General features: G+C 56.6%; 12 protein-coding genes. 2 read left to right on the forward strand and 10 right to left on the reverse strand.

The genetic code is table 11. The features are described from left to right. Positions 1-508 precede the first annotated feature (508 nt). From ACR3E7_RS13240 to ACR3E7_RS13255, 4 genes are all read right to left on the reverse strand, one after another. A complete protein-coding gene (locus ACR3E7_RS13240) occupies positions 509-2968 on the reverse strand; it encodes a TOTE conflict system archaeo-eukaryotic primase domain-containing protein (RefSeq protein WP_480503580.1) in 2460 nt (819 codons plus the stop codon). A gap of 107 nt (positions 2969-3075) precedes the next feature. After that, positions 3076-3321, reverse strand: coding sequence for a helix-turn-helix transcriptional regulator (locus ACR3E7_RS13245; protein ID WP_480503581.1), 246 nt, complete (start codon positions 3319-3321; stop codon positions 3076-3078). A 177-nt stretch (positions 3322-3498) separates the two neighbouring features. Then, positions 3499-4731: a tyrosine-type recombinase/integrase gene (locus tag ACR3E7_RS13250; RefSeq protein WP_480503583.1), complete on the reverse strand. Its 1233-nt coding sequence runs from the start codon at positions 4729-4731 to the stop codon at positions 3499-3501. A gap of 454 nt (positions 4732-5185) precedes the next feature. Next, entirely contained in the window at positions 5186-6244 is a 1059-nt protein-coding gene (locus tag ACR3E7_RS13255; RefSeq protein ID WP_480503584.1) for a hypothetical protein, read from the reverse strand. A 607-nt stretch (positions 6245-6851) separates the two neighbouring features. Between ACR3E7_RS13255 and ACR3E7_RS13260 the strand changes: the two genes are divergently transcribed. Beyond that, positions 6852-7952 (forward strand): mandelate racemase/muconate lactonizing enzyme family protein, encoded by a 1101-nt coding sequence (locus ACR3E7_RS13260; protein ID WP_480503585.1) that lies wholly within the window; start codon positions 6852-6854, stop codon positions 7950-7952. Positions 7953-7976: 24 nt separating this feature from the next. Here the strand turns inward: ACR3E7_RS13260 and ACR3E7_RS13265 are convergent, their stop codons facing one another. The 6 genes from ACR3E7_RS13265 to ACR3E7_RS13290 form a co-directional block, all read right to left on the reverse strand. Then, positions 7977-8840, reverse strand: coding sequence for a sugar phosphate isomerase/epimerase family protein (locus ACR3E7_RS13265; RefSeq protein WP_480503586.1), 864 nt, complete (start codon positions 8838-8840; stop codon positions 7977-7979). A gap of 12 nt (positions 8841-8852) precedes the next feature. Further along, a complete protein-coding gene (locus tag ACR3E7_RS13270) occupies positions 8853-9743 on the reverse strand; it encodes an NAD(P)-dependent oxidoreductase (protein ID WP_170791552.1) in 891 nt (296 codons plus the stop codon). 200 nt (positions 9744-9943) lie between these two features. Further along, positions 9944-11125: a mannonate dehydratase gene (uxuA, locus tag ACR3E7_RS13275; protein WP_480503587.1), complete on the reverse strand. Its 1182-nt coding sequence runs from the start codon at positions 11123-11125 to the stop codon at positions 9944-9946. Next, positions 11122-12174, reverse strand: coding sequence for a Gfo/Idh/MocA family protein (locus tag ACR3E7_RS13280; RefSeq protein ID WP_170770793.1), 1053 nt, complete (start codon positions 12172-12174; stop codon positions 11122-11124). The genes uxuA and ACR3E7_RS13280 overlap by 4 nt, the downstream gene beginning before the upstream one ends. Beyond that, a complete protein-coding gene (locus ACR3E7_RS13285) occupies positions 12171-13172 on the reverse strand; it encodes a Gfo/Idh/MocA family protein (RefSeq protein WP_480503588.1) in 1002 nt (333 codons plus the stop codon). Before ACR3E7_RS13285 ends, ACR3E7_RS13280 begins: the two co-directional genes overlap by 4 nt. Continuing rightward, positions 13169-14185, reverse strand: coding sequence for a Gfo/Idh/MocA family protein (locus ACR3E7_RS13290; protein ID WP_480503589.1), 1017 nt, complete (start codon positions 14183-14185; stop codon positions 13169-13171). Before ACR3E7_RS13290 ends, ACR3E7_RS13285 begins: the two co-directional genes overlap by 4 nt. 102 nt (positions 14186-14287) lie before the next feature. On the opposite strand from ACR3E7_RS13290, the gene uxaC reads away from it, so the two are divergent. After that, positions 14288-15652, forward strand: a complete 1365-nt coding sequence (uxaC, locus tag ACR3E7_RS13295; RefSeq protein WP_480503590.1) for a glucuronate isomerase — start codon at positions 14288-14290, stop codon at positions 15650-15652.

Raw genomic sequence — 15652 nt, forward strand, 5'->3', positions numbered from 1 at the left:
CACACGAGCAGGCAAGGTGACGAACCACTGCGCTGCCGGTCGTACCTTCTATGTGAATCTGGCATTTAGTTTTGTCAAGGCGACGCTGTTGCTGCCGGGCTTCTAAACACTCTCATATATCTGATTTGACCCATGAAATCAGCGAGCGTTTGAAAAAGTGTTTGAAAACTTGAAGTAAGACACAGCATGTCCTTTTTGCCATGATGTTTCTTTGCTGAGCCGTATTGATTGCCATTCAGTGGGTCTGAATTTTCTGTCGCATTTGCGACCGCCGCGATAGGCATAGGCGGAGAATTCTGGGGATGTCAGGCTGCCCAGCCTCGTATTGCCAGCTTAGGAATGCAGGGATCGCAGGTAATACACGCAGGTTATCCTATCAGGAAAAATTAGTTGGTTGGTCGGTTCGAACACGCCAACCAACCAACTAAATTCTTCTTGTGCCTGAACCATCCTGCAATCCACGCGTTCCATGCAATCCACTCGGGTAGCGAACCGGCGGAAGAGGCGATTATCGTGTCATTTCCATGATCTCTTCGAGCGTCGCCTCAGGCGGCGGGATCAACAACCACTTGCGAGACTTCTTGTCGATCTCCCATCCGCGCTTTCGCAGGGCGGGTTTTAGTTGGTTCAATTCCCTGCTCAACGTCGCCGCAGTCATGGGCAACCGCGCTAGGTTTAAGTCACAGGATTCTGCCGACTGACGCAATTCAATCAGCAACTCTTGCGGTGTTCCCCAAAACTTGCCACGCCGGATGATAGGCTCCTGCATCGCCTCCAACGCTTGCATTGTAATCGAGTCATCCGCCGCTTCTTCCTGAGCGATGTTTTGCGCCTCGACCATTGTATCTATGAACCACCCGTCTTCCTTACCCAATACACGCGCCGTCGCCTCACCGATTGCCCCAAATTCGGCCAACCGCACGTTTTCCGAAAACTCGTGCGGGTCAATTGTTGGCAATACTTTCAGGACCTCTTTTACAAGGCCGACTGCGCCCATGAACATGCGCGGCGCAGATTCTGAGAGGCGCTGTTCAAACTCGGATTCGAGCATGCGTTTTTCGGGTTTAGTCAGTTCAATTTCCACCATCCTTGAGATTAAGTCGGCAGCGTATTTTGATGGGTCGATTCCGTTCACAATTACAGGTCGGCGAACCCAAATCGAAAACAAGTCTCCATTGGTGAAGAGTTGCCTGACTTCAAATCCCATACCAGTTGTGATGCCGCAAAGCGTGTCGGACAACTTGGACAGATCAGACATGTTCTCGAGCGTCAGAACATAGTTGTGCCAAGCACGGATTAGAACGTCTTCGGGCTTCTCACCGCCTGGAGCAACCATCGCGGAAACCGGATCGATTAGAGACCGCAACACCCGGGTCGTAGATGTCTTAGCCGATCCATATTCGCCGATGAGGTTGACAATAGGCGACGGTGTATCAGGAAAGAACATCTTTACCGCGCATGCCATGAAGACGATGAACTGGTCGTCATCCATGTTCACCATAGCGCGGATATCTTGTAGCGATCCGTCCGAAATTTCGATTGGTTGCTGTCTCGACCGCCGGAACAGCACAGGACATTCTTCATCTCCTTCGATGAGAGTAATGCTGTCAGCAGATATAACCAAAACTCGATCGTCAGCGTCGCAGAGATCGATGTAGATGCGACCACCATGCCGTGCGACGCGTAGATGTACGTCCTCAACATTCTCTACGGCGTGCGCCCGAGCCAGCCCAACGACGAGATTGATCTGATCCTGACTGGCCGTGACACCGCATGAGTAGGTTTCGCGCCGCAACCAGTCTCCAAATTCGGTCGAATCTATCCGCAAAACTCGCCGTGGGCCTACGCGGGCGTAAGATGTGCCATCGGCGTCACGGAATAGTTTGATCGATCCCACCACGTCTTCGAGAATGAGTTTGGTCGGGTCACTTTTGCTGTGGATGTTTACGCCGTCTGGAATGCCACCTGTGTAACCGCCAGCGCGAGCATACGCCCAAAAAGGCTCGGGCCCACATCTTCCTGACTTTGCAATCTCGCCCCATTTGTCGAGAACGTCTTTCTCGGACACGAAGCCATCAGTTTCTTTGGAATAGGTCAGCCAATGTTCGCGGCCATCTTCGCCGAACGCGCCATAAAGGTTGAAACCTGCATCGCACCATGCCTTGTAGCCACCGCCACGTCTGGACTTCATGAACGCCTTCAATGCTTCCGCTACTGCAATCGAGTTAGTGCGCTGCGAGGTTTTGGGACCGGTCTTGCGAGGTTTCGCTTTCCGCATGACTATCTTGCTGCCCTGCTCGAACAGCATCGCACCGGTTTCGTCTATCTCGGTGGGTGTTAGGGCGATACTTTCCAACGCAAGAGGCAACGCCACGACTGGCCGCTTGCCGCCCTTAGGTAGCAGTTCGATGTAGTGTTCGACTTTGGTAATGTCTGGCTTGTCGGGGCTGGGATTGCGAACCGCCACTTTGCCTGTGTCGTGGAACATCCCCTTACCTTGACCGTCGTCTGGCACGAACTTTTCGTGCGCCCACGGCGACTTCCCAAGAATGCTGTTTGCCACGTCTAGAACGTCGCGCATCCGTTGCCGGATAGTGTCCATTCGAGCCGCGTTCTCGTAAGCGATCCAGATGTGGTATCCGCGACCGCCGCCTGAACGTACCGAAAAGTAGGGAATGTCCATTTGGTGCAATGCGGAAGCAATGAATCCCAACCGCTTGAGCATGATGGAATCGCTTAGTTGGTTTCTATGATCATCAAGGTCAAAGACGCCGAAATATGATTTTTCATCCCCTACATTCATGTTTATTCCGATGGGTTGAGAGTTGCTCAAATGCGCCTCAATGACCGCATCGGTGATGTCTTCGTCGGTCGGGTAGTAGGCTTTTTTACCGTCCTTCCACTTTAGTTTGGAATAACCTGCTCCAACCAATTCGGTGATCTGTCTTAGCTGTTCAATCTGATCCATATCATCTCAAGTTGGACCTGCATCATTGGTTTAGCCGTCTGTCAAAATGACTTATGATCGTCGTATCTCCTTCGTCGACGATACGGCGTGCACCAATGGGGCAGGTTTTATACCTGCCCCACTTCTTTTTGCTTCGCCCATTTCATTACAACGTCACGGTCGTAACGCACGGTGCGCTCCGACCAATACATTGCAGGTGGCGCATCACCGCCGCTCTTCCAATCGTAGAAGGTGCGTTCGGATACTTGAAGGAATTCGCACACCTGTTTAGGTGTCATTATTTTGGGAAGATTCAGTCGAAACTCTAATTCTTCGATGCGCGCTTCGAGCGCGCGAAGTTCGCTCACGGACATGGCAACACCATCCTTTCTATCTGTCTAATCCAAACAGATGGCCTGAAAGGGCGCGTGCTGCGCCATGACGGTTATTGCGGCCTTCGCCCCATTAGATCGCCCGTCACGGCGGGCTAATGGGTTTGACTGTCGTGCTCCACGTTGTGGTGCAGTAACAACGTATCGCCCGCCAATGCCTCACTCAACCATGAAAGAAGGTGTCGTTTTAATCCGCTGAACAATCACTTTTTCAATGTCTGCCACCAACTCGTGGAGGTCCAGATCCTCCTGATACTCCATCACCATGTCATCATCGCGATTGTCTGACGTGATGTCGCCGCGCAAGAAGGCGGCTGCATAGGACGGGACACGCGCTGGGCCACAAGCTGACGTGAAATGGTGGCGGGTGTCGTGCTGGCGCAATACAGGGACGGGCTTGAGGATCGGGTTTCCCTTCTTGTCCAACTTGCCAGTATCCGCTCTGAGAGTCGGGTGCAAAAGCGTGTCGAGGTGGTCGATGTAGATCGTCTCGCCGGTCTTCGTGGAGGTGGTCGGGAACACATACCTGTAGTTCGAGCGGATTGCTGATAGGGCCGCAACCACCGTGTCGCAGATAGGCAAGGTGCGGGTCTCGCCGTTCTTCATATCGTCGAGTCGGATCGTCTTGCGCGTTAGGTCGATCTGATCCCACTGCAACGAGCGCACATCGTCGGAGCGGATGCCGGTGAAAAACATCACGATCCAAGCCGTGCGCCGCAGCGGGTTTTTCACCGCCATGATCGCCTGCCACATGGGCGACCAATCCCTACGGTCGATCTCTGGGTTGGCGTCACATATCTGCTTCCAGAAGGTCGGGCGTTTCCGAACCTTACCTAGCTGCTTCGCTTTGAGCTTGCCGCGCGTGATCGGCGATGGAATGTCCAAGATCGAGTAGGCATTGTTGATCGCGGCTTTGACATGGTGACGCGTTGATACGGACGGGATCGAAAGAAGGCAGCGCCGGACGTCGAGCAGCGTGACCGAAGTAGGCGACTTGTTCAGGATCGCCTCGGCATACCGTTCGAGTTTGCTCTCTTGGTCATCAAGCGTGCTCTGCTTCGCCGTTGCGCCGGATCGATACTCCTTCCAAGCGTCCCGCACATTCTTGATCTCGGAGGTCGTTTCGCTGCCGTGATGTACCGCCAGCGCGCCGATCTTCGCGAATGCCTGCACAGCGGATGTTTCCGGGAAGGTGGCCTCAAGCGACTTCTGTCTCGATTTGCCGTTCAATCGCCCCTTAAAGTACCAAGTGGCCGCGCGCTTACCAACGCCGAGATAAAGACACGGGTATTTGTCCCCATCATGCGAAAACCAGATTGTGCCTGATGCGGGCTTGGTTTTCGCCGCCGCACGCACTTGTGGCACGCTGTCGAAATTCAGTGTCGCGGTCATGCTGTTCTCCGTGTCGATTTTCAAACGATTTTTCAAACACACCACAACACTAAGTTGCATCAATATGCGATGTCAACCAACTGATTTTTGTTTGAAAAAACACACAACCATTTGTTTTTAAATTATTTATGCACCACCGCGCGCCAACTCAATAAGTATCGGCGGGTGACTTTTAATCAGTGGGTCGCAGGTTCGAATCCTGCACGGCTCACCACTTTTTTCCTTTCTACAATGTTGTGTGTGAGTGATCTCTGGTCTTCTGCCATCGGGGTTTGTCTAACAGAAACAATGTAACACGGTTTCTGGTGTTGTGTTCTACGGCCGCATGGCAATGCGCCACATGGTTTGGATCGTTTTGTCATCCAGTTTGTAAGGTTTTCAATGGTCCGGAAAGAGGCGAGGCCCATATCCGCATAGCGAACAGCTATAAGATTTTGAAAAACATCAAGTTGGGTTACTCAACCGCCACTTCCTGATCCAGAACCATATTTAGAACAAACTCTGTTGCCGGGTCTGTTAGTTCGTGATCGGCAATGGCCTTGAACTGTTGGTGCAGTGGGGTCTTTCCCCAATTTCGCGTAGCGAAAGCAATCCGAGCCGCGAGGGTACGATCTCTTTCCAGAACCGTTAATAGGATTGCGATAATCTCACCTCTGAACCTCGGCTGAGACGATCCAGCCTCTGTTAAAGCCCGGACGAACGCCCATTTGTCATCATCCGTCATTTGATTACCTTGAAGTACCAGATCAATCGATTTGATTGCCAATGCTCCATCTGCCTCTATGCCAGCAAGCGCCCATTCAAATGCATTTAGGCCCCCGTTATTTAGTGCTTTGATGTATCGCTGACGTACGATTGAGCGGGCATGCGTGTCGCTTTGCAGGCCAAGCAGGCGTATGACGGTGGGCCTGTAGACAAAGCGATCCAGTCTATTGAGCTCTTCCAAGATCTGGTTCGTTGAAACCCTGTCTCCTATCGGACGCACCAAGTCGTAGGGTGCTCGACCAATTTCAACCAAGGCAGTGCTGTGTAATACGTGATCAGAGTGCCACAGATAGTCAGAGAAGAACGAAATTCGGTCAGAGCTATCCGTTTCTCCATAAGTCCAAAGCTGACCGACGGAGCGAAGTTTCCCGATAAACTCTTTTCGCTCTGGGGTCATCGTGAATATGCGTTTCCATCCCCTCGAAAAACTGCGCCCGGCTCTGTCTGTGCGCGTTGCTCCATATGTGAAAAGAACTGTATTCGTTGGATCAGAGCGGAACGCGCGCCTCGTTACGCTATCAACCAGAAATGGAATTTCGGGAATTTCTTTTAACCTGTCGTCCGAGCCCTTTAAGACTCGTCTAATTGAGAACTTGAATGGGTTCCCTGACGTGGGGCCAGCCAATACGATGATCTCGGCGGCAAGGACGTGATCAGCAATAGAGGCTTTTGGAAGCTCTACACACACCGTACAAGCATGCAAAACGCGGGGAGCTGTTAGCCCAACAAAGCAGGTCAGAACGATCAAAAAGCTTCGTATACTTGAACGCATCGTGTTTTCATCTTTTACAAAACGACAAACAACAACATCGTTTTATAGAGATTTTTGTGTCCACAGGATAGTCAATGCCGGGAATAGTCTCCTCGCCAATCAACGAGAGCTAAGAAAAGGTTTGATTTCCGCACACTCCAGACTTTGTGTAACCAGTCCCGAACGTCAAAATGTGCAGACGGGTCGGAATGGGCTTCAATGCTGTTCGAATGGTCACGGTACAAAAGAACTAAGATACGCTTCTACAACGCCTCGGTAGCGGATCTCAGGTCCAAATCCTCCACGGCTCACCACTTTTTCAGAACATATTACGCAAATGATTTAAGTCAGGTAACTTTCATCCATTGCTTTAAACATTCGGTGGGCTTTCCTCGAAACTGAACCTGTCGCGGTGACCAACTAAATGGGTTGAATATCCGGACACTGACAAGGCACGGAAATAGCGCCTCGCCCATCTTTTTCAAACCGAATGTCATTTTTCAAAACGACACTAGGGCTTACTTACCGCTGATCTTGGGCTTTCTTTTTCCATTTACCCTCTTACAGTTTCCAAACATCGACACATCAAAAGAGGCCTTGGACCGTGGCACGTATCGAAAACCTCTCGGCGCGATTGTTCAATGTTCCGTTGACCGAGGTGCTGGTGGACGCAAAGCACGGCGATCACACGTTTTTCCAGCTGATCACTGTCACGATTCGAACTGATGATGGGGGCGAAGGAGTCGGTTACACCTATACCGGAGGCAAGGGCGGCCATGCCATTCTGGCAATGATTCAAAATGACTTGGCTCCTTTTCTGGTCGGACAGGACGCCGACCGGATAGAAGACCTGTATGACGCCATGCAGTGGCATGTGCACTACGTGGCGCGGGGCGGCATCGCCTCATTTGCGATTTCGGCCGTCGATATTGCGCTGTGGGATCTGCGCGGCAAACGCACCGGCACACCGCTTTGGCAAATGGCCGGGGGTACAGCGGACCGCTGCAAGGCTTATGCGGGTGGGATCGACCTGAACTTCTCGCTCGACAAGTTGTTGCGCCAGACCGAGGGCTATCTGTCACGCGGGTTCAACGGAGTGAAGATCAAGGTCGGCCAGCCTGATCTGGCCGATGATCTGGCTCGCGCAAAAGCTGTGCGCGAGATGTTGGGGCCAGATCGCTTCTTTATGGTCGACGCCAATTATTCGATGACAGTGGATCAGGCGATCACCGCCGCCAAGGGCTTTGCCGAGCACGATATCCTGTGGTTCGAAGAACCCACGATTCCCGATGACTACAAAGGCTATGGCCGTATCGCTGACGCCACGGGCGTTCCGTTGGCCATGGGGGAAAACCTGCACACCATCCATGAGTTCGAATACGCCTTTGACGACGCCAAACTAAGCTTCATCCAACCCGACGCGTCGAATTGCGGCGGCATCACCGGCTGGCTGCGGGTCGCGGCGCTGAGCGCCAAGCACAATATCCCGGTTTGCAGTCACGGAATGCAGGAGCTGCACGTAAGTCTTGTGTCCGCGCAACCCAACGCGGGTTGGCTTGAGGTTCATTCTTTTCCCATCGACCAGTACACGACCCGCCCTCTGGTCGTTGAAAACTGTCTGGCGGTGGCCCCGAATACGCCGGGCATCGGGGTCGAGTTTGATTGGGACAAGCTGAACGCCGAACATATGGAAGTGCCCGCGTAAGTCACGCGGGCACAGGTGCGCGCGTTACGCAAACACTTCTTTGAACCGGTCCACGCACAAACGGAACCCGTCCTCGAAATTGCCATTGCCGGGGTGATAGACACTTTCGAAGGACACCACGCCGCCATAGCCATCCGTGCGGAGAGCAGCGGCAATCGGGGCGAACAGATCGGCCAGCTGACCCTCGCCCATCCGGCGCACTTCGAGTGTTGCGCGTGGCGTGTCCACCTTGACGTCCTTGATGTGGATATGGCCCAGATAGCCACCGCGCAGCTCGTCATACCCGTCGGGATAGGCCAGTTCATGACACCAGCAGTTGTTGCCGGGGTCCCACAGGACCTTCAGCACATCTTTGGCGTCAAGATCGTCAATCAGCTTGCGCGCGGTGTAGTTCGAGTTCACCAGCGTACCGTTCCCGGTCTCGACAACCAGCGTCACGCCCTCGGCTTTAGCCAGTTCTACGGCAGGCGCGATCAGGGGCGGCATCGTATCCCAGACACCATGGGCAACGTTCCATTTCTCGGCCCCGTTTTTGCCCCACAGAATCTGTTCTTTCCTTTGGGTCATGATCCGTACCAGCGGAGAGCCGACGATATGCGCCATGTCGATCACCCGCTTCAGCGCGTCCATATGTTTGACATGCAGCGCGTCTCCGGGCCGGTTCGCGGCTGTCATGCCCGCGAAGATATGACGCGACAGGCATGAGACGGGTTTGCCCCGGTCCCGCAACAGCGCATCAATCTCGGCAATCTCCTGCGGGCTGTGATCGCCCACTTCGGTATCGCCGACGAATTGAAGTTCAGCATAGTCCAGACCGAATTCATCCATGACATCGACCGCATGTTTCAGATCGCGGGAAATCCCGTCGCAAATAACTCCTAATTTCATGACGGGCCTCCTTTAGCGATGCAGTTCGGCGCCGATGATCTCTTCGATCACCTTTGTGCAGATCCAGTTGTCGCCATCGGGGTATTTCGTTTTCCCGGCGTGAAAGATCTGCATCGCGGACGCGGCGGTCTGCATCGGAACCCCAAGCTCTCCGGCCACGGCCAGCGATATGGTCAGGTCCTTGTGCATGGTGGCGATATGGCTGCCGGTGGCGACAAACTTGCGATCAATGATGTTTTCAAGCGCCGTGTTCACCACGCCGCAGCCTGCGCTGGAGGACGCGAACACGTCCAGCAGGGCCTGACCGCTGACACCAGCCTTGGCAGCAAGGGCCGCAGCCTCGAACGTGGCCGAAAAGATCGAGCCGATCAGCGATTGCAGACAGGCTTTGACGGTCTGTCCGTCGCCAGCATGTTCCCCCACCCGGTGAATGGTGCCGGAAACGGCCTGCATCACCTCGGCGTTCTGGTCCAGAACCTCGGGCGCGGCGGCCGCCATCATCGTCAACGTGCCATTCTGCGCGCCGGGAAACCCGCCCGAAACGGGTGTGTCGATCAGGTGAATGCCTGACCCTTCCATGTCCTGCGCAATGCCGCGCGCCTCGGCGGGTGTGATCGTCGCCGACAGGATCACGGTTCCGCCCTTGGTCATGTTGGCCACCAGCCCATCCTCGCCCAGAATGACCGCGCGGGCCTGATCGCCGTTCATGACCATGACAAACACGCTGGCGGCGTGACGACCCACCTGACCCACGCTGTCCTTTGCCAACCCACCCATATCGGCAAATGCGGCCATGCGTGTTTCGCTCAGGTCAAAGCCCGAGGTTTCAAAGCCATTCTTGATCAGGTTCTTGGCCAGCCCGCTGCCCATATCCCCAAGACCGATTACGCCTGCGGTTTTCATTCGGAAACCTCCCGTTTTTCAGCCCTGTCGGAGCGGGCTGATGCTGTGAAAAAGATGCGTTCCTGCATCGGTTTTCGCGGGGGTTTCACGCGTCTTGCAAAAGACGTCGGGCGCGTCCCAAAGACACCCCGCTGCCCGGTTAGGTGCGATCAGTAAAAGGGGATTACTGCCGTCAGGCAAGCACTTAAATGCAGCACCGATCAGGTAAAGGCTGCCATCAGGCCGCGCAGTTCGGCCAAGCCGCGCATCCGGCCAATCAAAGGGTAACCCGGCGTGCTGTGGCCGCCCCGGTCAGACAGCAACTCCTGCCCATGATCCGGGCGCATCGGAATTTGCCAATCGCTTTGGCCTGCTTGTTTTCTTCGTTTCTGCTCGGCCATCAATTCCCGCACGGTGCCCGCCATGTCGGTGTCGCCTTCCAGATGCGCGGCCTCGTAGAAATCGGGTTTTTCTGCGTCCGATCCTGCAATTCGTTTCGTGTTTCGCAGATGCGCGAAGTGGATTTTGCTGCCATGCCTGCGGACAAATTCCGGCCCGTCGAAACTGGCCGCCACGCCCAGCGATCCGGTACACAGCGTCGCGCCATTTGCTGGCAGGTCAACCGCGTCCAGAACGGCACCGTAGTCATCCACGCTGGACATCACGCGCGGTAGCCCGAGCAGAGAAAATGGCGGATCGTCCGGGTGACAGCACAGGCGCAGACCATGCTCCTGCGCGACCGGGGCAACCTCGGCCAAAAAGTCGACAAGGTGTGCGCGCAACCGGGTGCGGTCGATGTCGCGGTAGGTGTCCAGCAGGGCGCGGACATCCTCGACGCTCCACTGGTCATTGGCACCCGGTAGCCCGGCGGTGACATTGTGTTGCAGCCGGGATTTGGCCGTGTCGGACATTTCGGCGAACCGTTTGGAGGCCGCGTGCTGGACAAGTTCGGAATAATTCTCGGACGCGCCGGGACGTTTCAGGATGTGGATGTCGAACGTAGCAAAATCAGTCAGATCGAACAGCATGGAAGAGCCGCCATGGGGTTGCGGCGCGCGCAGGGCGGTGCGGGTCCAATCGAGGATCGGCATGAAGTTGTAGCACACCACCTCAATCCCGCGAGACGCCAGCGCGCGCAGGCTGAATTTATAGGCCTCAAGATGCGCTGCCATGTCCGTCGTCTGTGTTTTGATCGTCTCGGAAACGGGCAGGCTTTCGACGACGTCCCATTCAAAGCCAGCCTCGGCCAGCATGGCTTGCCGGTCGGCAATAGCCGGGACGTCCCAAGGCTGACCGGGCGGGATGTGGTGCAAGGCGGTGACGATGCCCTGAACGCCCACCTGATGCAGATCGGACAGGGCAATCGGGTCTTCTGGGCCAAACCAGCGCCAGCATTGTTTCATGGCAGCCATCCTTCATAAAGCGGGTGATCGGGTGTGATGGGCAGTGCCACTCGCTGCCCACTGCGTGCCGCATGGTAGATCGCGGTGACAAGACTGACCGAGGCCGCACCTTCGGCAAGCGTCACCGCCGTGTTCGGCTGCCCGCGCAGGGCTTTGCTGATTTCTGCGAAAAACCCCTCAAATCCGGCGGGTTCCGTCGGTGCGCGGCTAAGCACGGTGTCGATGTCTTTCTGCCGGGCGGGGTCGCGGGCCGTGAAGGTCCATTTCGCCTGACCCGGCGCGTAAGGTTCGGTGCCCGAGGTTGCGGTCAGGTGTTCAAACACGATCCGCAGGCGTGTTTCGTCCGTTGCCGCGCCCAGAGTGATGTTGCTGGTGCACAACGCGCCCGATGTCATGGCAAAGCAGATGGCCGCGCAGTCTTCGGTTTCGATCGGGTTGACCCGCGTTGTCACCATCGCCGAAACCGACGCAATGTCACCCGCGATATGTGTCAGCAGGTCGTGGTTGTGGATCGCATGGCCCAGCACAGCCCCACCGCGCTCGCCCTCCCACGTTCCGCGCCAGCGGACAGCGTAGTAATCGGCCCCGCGCGACCAGTGCGTTTCAAGCGCGGCGGTCTGGACGGCGCCGGTCAGACCTTCGTTCTGCAAGTGGCGGAGTTGCGACAGGGCCGGACCCCAGCGGTATTGAAAGACCGGGAACACCTGCTTGCCCGTGTTTCGCGCCGTTTCGATGATCTGGTCCACATCCCGCATCGAGGTGGCCAGAGGTTTCTCGCACACCACGTGCTTTCCGGCCTTCAGCGCGGCCAGCGTGATCGGCACATGCAGATGCGGCGGCAGGCAGATATCAATAAGGTCGATGGAGGGATCATCCAGTGCATCCTGAATCTCGGTGAGCGCCGCGAAATCAGCATCGCCCCTGATCTGTTCAATCCGGGCTGCATCCTTATCGACAACGGCGGCCGCGCGGAACCTATCGCCAAGCTGAGACAGCGCCGCCAGATGTTGCGCTCCGATACCCGCGCCGAGGATTGCGACATTGATCATGACGCCTCTGCCATTTCCTGCGCCCGCAGCGCCAGTTCCATGACCGTGAAGCAATGCGCCTGCGTCATCGCGGTTTCGGTGCGGTGTTGGATATCATGGGCCAGACGCGCGAAATACGGCAGGCCAGCGCCTGAGGCGTCGATCTTTTCACACCGCTCACCATTGACCAGAATCAGGTGATCTGTACCGGGTGCGCCGCCTACGTCCACATATTTACGCAGTTCGATATACCCCTCGGTTCCCAAGATCGTCAGCCGCCCATCACCCCAATTGGGCAGCGCATCGGGCGTGTACCAATCCACCCGGATATAGCCAGTGGCATGGGCGCTGCGCAGGCTAAGCTCTCCGAAATCCTGCAACTCGGGGTCGTCGGGATTGGCATAGTTGGCGACAAATGCGTTGGTGATCTGGGCCGTATCCGACCCAGTATAGTGCAGAAACTGATCAATCTGGTGCGAGGCGATATCAGCCAAAATCCCCCCGTACCGATCGCGTTTGAAGAACCAGTCCGGTCGGGTGGGTTTGTTCAGGCGGTGCGGGCCCAACCCGATGGTCTGCACGACACGCCCGATAGCCCCTGCCGAAACCAACTCGCTGGCGCGGGTGCTAACGGCGGTTTCGAACCGTTCCGAGAAATTGACCGACCAGATGCGCCCGGTCTCGGCCACGGCCCCTTTTATCTGATCCAACTGTTCGAAGGATGTACACCCGGGCTTGTCGGTCATAACATCCATGCCGTTTTGCATGGCCTTGACCGTCAGCGCCGCGCGGTCTGCCGGAACGGCCGAGACCAGGGCCAGATCGGCACCCCAGCCAAGCGCGTCCTCCAGGCGGTCAAACCGGGGGATGTCGGGGAACCGTTTCACATAACCGGGCAGAGTGACGGGGTCTCCCTCCGTCCAATAGCCGACACAGACAACCCCCGCTTTGCGCATGTTTTCAGTCATGCCATAGATATGGCGGTGATCCAGCCCAAGGGCGACGCAGGTCAGGCTCATGCGGATACTCTCGTTTTCAGGCCGGTTTCGCTGGCGATTTGCATCGCATCAATGACCGCATGGGTCAAAAGCGCGCTGCGGCCCGTGGCCATGGGCGGGCGTCCCGTGCGGATCGCTTCGGCAAAATCTTCGATCACCGATTGGTGCCATTCATGGGTAAAGGCCATCGGATCGGCGCCACCTCCGGTCGTTGCCGTTTCGCCGAAGGTTGTCTGAGTTCCATCCATCGCGGTGATCGTCAACACGCCTGCGCCCAGATGCGCCTTGGCGCGGGTGCCTTGGATCGTGATGGTCTCGGCCATGCCCGGAAATGCGGCGGTGGTGGCCATCAAATTTCCGATGGCACCGCTTTCAGTTTCGAACAAAGCACCGGCCCAATCCTCGGCCTCCAGATCATGCAGAGGCGTCTGCCGCATCATGGCCTGAACCGAGGTGATCGGTCCCAGCAGCCACATAGCCAGATCCAACGTATGGATCGCCTGCGAGATCATCACACCACCGCCATCGCGCGCATAGGTGCCGCGCCCCGGCGCGTCATAGTAGCTTTGGTCACGCCACCACGGCACACAGATATCGACCGTCGCGATTGAGCCCAGCTCGCCTGCCTCCAAGGCCGCCTTCAGCGCAGCCGAGGCCGCTCGTGCGCGGTGTTGAAACACGATGCCCAACGGCACCCCGGCAGTTTCGCACAGTTCGACGATCCGGGTGGCGGCTTGTAAATCCCGCTCAACCGGCTTTTCCATGAGAATAGGTTTACCTGCCGCTACAAGGGTTTGCACAAGTGACAAGCGCTGGTCCGGTGGGGTGGCGATGATTGCGAAATCGACGAATGGATCATTGGCGATCTCCTGAACCGATGCATAGGCCCGCGTGCCATGCCGGTTCGCAAATTGCGCGGTTTTTCCAGGGTCGCGACCCAGAACGCCAGCCAGTTTCAGGCCGCAGTCCGATGCGGAGATCGCAGCAACATGGGTGCCCGCAACCATCCCCAAACCAATCAGCGCAATGTTCATTCTTCCCCCCGGTTCCTGGGATCAGTCTGAGGCTTTGTACCCGAAAGATGCAAGCCGTAAAAAATGTGTTAACTGTTCCTTGGGCAAAGCACGGAGGGGAAATTGACAGGCAATTTAAAGGGCATGGCAGAAGACCTGTATCTGGGCATCAAAGACCTGCCCATAGTGTCCCCGCACGGTCATTGCGACCCAAGCTGGTTCGCGCAGGATGCAGCCTTTCCCAACCCGGCCGAGCTGTTGGTGGTGCCCGATCACTATGTGTTCCGCATGCTCTATTCCCAAGGCGTTCCGCTAGAGCAACTGGGGGTGGGCCCTGCGGGACGCGATGCGGATCCGCGTCAGGTGTTTCGCACCTTCGCCGCCCATTGGGACCTGTTTCTGGGCACGCCGTCGCGGATCTGGATCAGCTATGTTCTGCGCGAAACTCTGGGGATTTCTCAAGATCTGTCGCCGGACACCGCCGATGCGATCTATGATCAGATTGCCGACCGTCTGGTGCAGCCCGCGTTCCGGCCAAGGGCGCTCTTCCAACGGTTCGGGATCGAGGTTCTAGCCACCACGGACTCGGTTCTGGATGATCTGGCTCATCACAAGGCGATCCGCGACAGCGGTTGGAGCGGGCGCGTTGTTCCAACTTTCCGCCCCGACGGGGTTCTGGATGGAGCGGACCCGGATTTCGTCCAGAACCTGACTGCACTGGGTGCGATGACCGGTTGTGATGTCGGTAGCTTCAGCGGTTATATTGAAGCCCTGCGCCAGCGGCGTGCCACGTTCATCGAACTGGGTTGCACGGCCACCGACCACGGGATCGAGAAAGTGCAGACCGAATGGCTGGACGATCCCTACCCGATCTATCAACGGTTGCGGCAGGGCGCAGGCAGCGCCGAGGATGCACGGCGGTTCTATGGTCATATGCTGATCGAAATGGCGCAGATGTCGGTCGAGGACGGGCTGACCATGCAAATCCACGCGGGCAGCAGACGCAACACCAACCGCGCTGTGATGCAGGGCTTCGGGCGTGACAAAGGGGCAGACATTCCCATCGCGATGGATTGGGTGCATGGACTGGACGCGCTGCTGAACCGTGTTGGCAATTCGCCAAAGCTCCGCATAATCCTGTTCACACTGGACGAAGGCACCTATGCCCGAGAGCTCGCCCCGATGGCGGGTCACTGGCCCTGTCTGCGCATTGGCCCGCCGTGGTGGTTCCATGACAGCCCTGCGGGGATCGCGCGCTATTTCGATCAGGTGGTGGAAACGGCAGGTTACTTCAATTTGGCCGGGTTCAACGACGACACCCGCGCCTTTCTGTCGATCCCGGCGCGCCACGACATGTGGCGGCGCGGCGTGGCGCTGCATCTGTCCCAGCAAATCGAGCGTGGATATTTCGGGATGGTCGACGCCAAACGGCTGGCGCAACTTTTGACCACTGATCTCGCGCGGCAGGTCTACGGGCTGGAGCTATAG

Source organism: Ruegeria sp. BK1, assembly GCF_056535645.1.